Consider the following 2,920-nt stretch of genomic DNA (forward strand, 5'->3'; position numbering starts at 1 on the left):
ATGGATGGTACCTCTATTCAACCAAACACGGACAGGAATCGCTAACCGCAAATTCCACGAAATTCGGGACTATCTCTAAGACGGCGATGAAGACTAAGGCTAACAGCGGGCGTAATGGGAGATGACGGGTACGTAGCGTCAGCGCGATGGTGTGGAGGAGTTCGGCTAGCATCATCAGCATCAACAAGGGATCCAAGAGCCGCAGGAGGGCCCTCGGGTCTCCGGCCCGGAACAATCCTTGCATCAGATGGCGCGCCAACACCGCGGCGAAAGCAAGCACAAACAGCACCGTGAGCAAATAAAGGGTGCTGACCCCCCATTCGATCAGGCGGTTAATCGTATGGCGGATTCGGGTGGTCAAGACGTTAATAGGCCCCACGGGTGTCCTCTCCTTTCTATACTGTGTGGATGCACTCCTTACGGGCCTTCGCGCGGCTGGGAACATTGCGGGCGGCAGTGTTTGGCGGGGGTCTTTTACAATACCCACAGTCCATGGAACATCCCTCCTCATCATTGGAATAACAAGTATGGGCGTCTCTTGGGGTCCGAATATCAATATAGATGCCCATCCGACCGCCGCGTTAATCCTCGTTGAGCGGATCGGCCAATCGTCCCGGTGAGCACACCACCCCGCGCTGTCATCGACTCCGGCGCTAGTTTCGGGTGATGAACGAGACGATGCCGGCGGCCCATGAGCTTACCCAACATTCGATGCTTCACCATGTCGGACTAGCCTTGGTACTCATGCACGGGCGCAGCACTTCATCGCTGGATTACGGATCCACCCGTGATGGTTCATCCCTCAACGACTCGCTCGTAGTGATCGGCGGTCTGACCGCCTGGATTTTGTCCTGTGGCTCATTGACGGAAGGCTACTTTCACACGCAACGGTTCTGGTTGACCTGGAGCGTCCTGGGTGGAATATAGGCCTGGCTCACCTGACGATGCCCAGCGCGACAACCCGATTCCACTTCACGGATTCGGCACCAGGTCTCCCACGCGCGGCAAAAGGTGGTCCGGTCATCGGCCAAGGCGGCCGCCACTAAGTGGCTTACCGTATTCTCCTGCAGGCGGTCCCAGGGGTGCTGCCGCGTACGTACAGTGTGCGCCTCATTTCATTACAGATTATGCTATTTCTAGTAGAGTATGGTGTGCACGATGGGCGGTACCTGCCCCGGACTAAATTCATCAGCGCCGCGTACCGTGCCAGACCGGTCGCACCGATGGCGGGATGTAGTTTCTGGGACTTCGATACGGATTGGACGGCTTTAAGGAACTAACTCCAATTTGGACTGGGCTTCTGATCTGCTTTTCCGAGGGTGAGTGTGTCAACATCAACAAGTTTACTTCCCCGCACATAAATGTTGCCCAGGGAATCACAACTGGACTCTTTCACACGTTTGGTGAAAGAGGAATTTTTGGGGGTTGGCAAAGGGGACACGCCACCTTGGGAGGTGTGAGCATGTCGTTGTTTAGTCTACCAGAGTACCCGGGGATGCGCGTGGTGCTAGTCCGCGGGACCGACCAACCGGCGCGGTTAGTGGTGAAGTCGGTGGCGCAAGGCGCGTCTTGTCCCGCGCGTGGCTAGTGGAGCCCCCGGATCCATAGCCGATATGTCCGGCATTTGTAGGAGTTCCCCGTTAGCTCTATTACGGTCACCTTTAAGTTGTGGGCGGCACCGGCCTATTCCCAACGCATTTTTTGCGAGCGTGTCCTCGTGGGCGCCACGGCACCAACGGCGGACAACGACCTGCACGGCGGGACTTCTTGGACTTGTGTCAAGTCCAATCAATCAATTGCGAGGCGATGCCGCGGCTCCGCCGGTTAACGCCACTATCATATCCAGTATGAAGGCGTGAACCCCACCATCCCCAGCTACATTGACGAACCCGACCAACCGGTTGTCGCAGCGGGCCGTGACCCAGCCGAGGCTCCGGTGCAGCTGGGCCTTCCATTCGTAATCGATGATCGAGTGGTCGAACACCTCCGCGTGCCACCTCTCGACTTCCATATTTTCGTAAGCGCCATGCCAAATATATTCGGTCGTAGGTTCCTAGTGAGCCAATTCCTCATTCTCCTGCGAGTGGACTCCGAGTTCGCTCATCACACGCAACCCATAGGACCGCCCTTTGCCGACGGCAACGTCCAGTAAGGCGAGTAAAATCCCTAAAAGACCGTGACCGGCAACAGCACCAAGACATTCGCGAGTTCCACGGATCCCGCGTTTGACTGGCCACGGCGCAACGCAGGCTGCATCCGCATAAAGACCGCGGCGATGCCACACACTAGCCATGAAATCCTATAGGAGGAGGCCACGTATGGAGCTTCTCCAATCGCTGGTGAACGACTTGGAGCATCTGGAGCGGTATCTAACCAGCCTGCTGCCCGGTCTGCACGCCAAAGGCGATGCCAATGCATACGTTCCGGACCTCGAGGCGGCCACCGACCGCTTATTCGCGGAGTTGGGCCCCAGTCCCGACGTGGTGATTCGCCGGTTCCACCAGCGGACGGGCCGAGCGGGACTCATTTGTTACCTGGACAATCTGGTGGACCTGAACCAAGTCGATCGGGATATTTTGTCCCCGTTGCTTGAAGGGGAAGAGGGGACCCTTCGGCGCCTGCCGGTGGGCCCGGTCGCCCGACAGACCCAGTGGGACCCCATCCTAGACGCCATCTTGCAGGGGCAAACCGCGGTCTGTCTCGAGGCGGTGCCCGAAGCCTGGCTCTTTGACACCGCCAAGATCCCCCAGCGCAGCATTGATCGTCCCGAAACCGAGATCGCGGTGCGCGGGCCGCAGGAAGCCTTTACCGACGTGTTAGCCATTCAACTGAGCCAATTGCGGCATCGTCTGGCCACGCCCCACCTGGTCTTCGAACAACTGAGCCTCGGCACGCGCTATCCCGTGGCCGTAGCGATGGC

The 2,920-nt window shown here is 58.2% G+C and carries 6 protein-coding genes; 3 read left to right on the plus strand and 3 right to left on the minus strand.

Features of this window, described 5'->3' with window-relative positions; all coding sequences use genetic code 11:
- Positions 1-13: 13 nt before the first annotated feature.
- Positions 14-379, minus strand: coding sequence for a phosphate-starvation-inducible PsiE family protein (locus HIJ39_RS22240; protein WP_169103229.1), 366 nt, complete (start codon positions 377-379; stop codon positions 14-16).
- Between the two features lie 299 nt (positions 380-678).
- Here HIJ39_RS22240 and HIJ39_RS22245 point away from each other — a divergent pair, with 299 nt between their 5' ends.
- Complete coding sequence (locus HIJ39_RS22245) at positions 679-927, plus strand: hypothetical protein (protein ID WP_169103230.1); 249 nt, start codon at positions 679-681, stop codon at positions 925-927.
- Positions 928-1,462: 535 nt separating this feature from the next.
- On the plus strand, positions 1,463-1,588 hold the full coding sequence (locus HIJ39_RS24780) for a hypothetical protein (protein ID WP_275107400.1): 126 nt from the start codon (positions 1,463-1,465) through the stop codon (positions 1,586-1,588).
- A gap of 204 nt (positions 1,589-1,792) precedes the next feature.
- Here the strand turns inward: HIJ39_RS24780 and HIJ39_RS22250 are convergent, their stop codons facing one another.
- Positions 1,793-1,984 carry a hypothetical protein gene (locus HIJ39_RS22250; RefSeq protein WP_169103231.1) on the minus strand — a complete coding sequence of 64 codons (192 nt, stop codon included), beginning with the start codon at positions 1,982-1,984 and terminating at the stop codon, positions 1,793-1,795.
- A 69-nt stretch (positions 1,985-2,053) separates the two neighbouring features.
- Entirely contained in the window at positions 2,054-2,293 is a 240-nt protein-coding gene (locus HIJ39_RS22255) for a hypothetical protein (RefSeq protein WP_169103232.1), read from the minus strand.
- Positions 2,294-2,318: 25 nt separating this feature from the next.
- Here HIJ39_RS22255 and HIJ39_RS22260 point away from each other — a divergent pair.
- On the plus strand, positions 2,319-2,920 hold a 602-nt coding region (locus HIJ39_RS22260; protein WP_207711862.1), incomplete at its 3' end, for a spore germination protein.

This window comes from Sulfobacillus harzensis (assembly GCF_012933365.1).
In the GTDB taxonomy this organism is placed as follows: domain Bacteria; phylum Bacillota; class Sulfobacillia; order Sulfobacillales; family Sulfobacillaceae; genus Sulfobacillus_B; species Sulfobacillus_B harzensis.

Excerpts from the sequence above, each read along its gene's own strand:
- HIJ39_RS22245 (WP_169103230.1), top strand. The coding sequence starts at position 679 with ATGCCGGCGGCCCATGAGCTTACCCAACATTCGATGCTTCACCATGTC.
- HIJ39_RS24780 (WP_275107400.1), top strand. The coding sequence starts at position 1,463 with ATGTCGTTGTTTAGTCTACCAGAGTACCCGGGGATGCGCGTGGTGCTA.
- HIJ39_RS22255 (WP_169103232.1), bottom strand. The coding sequence starts at position 2,293 with ATGGCTAGTGTGTGGCATCGCCGCGGTCTTTATGCGGATGCAGCCTGC.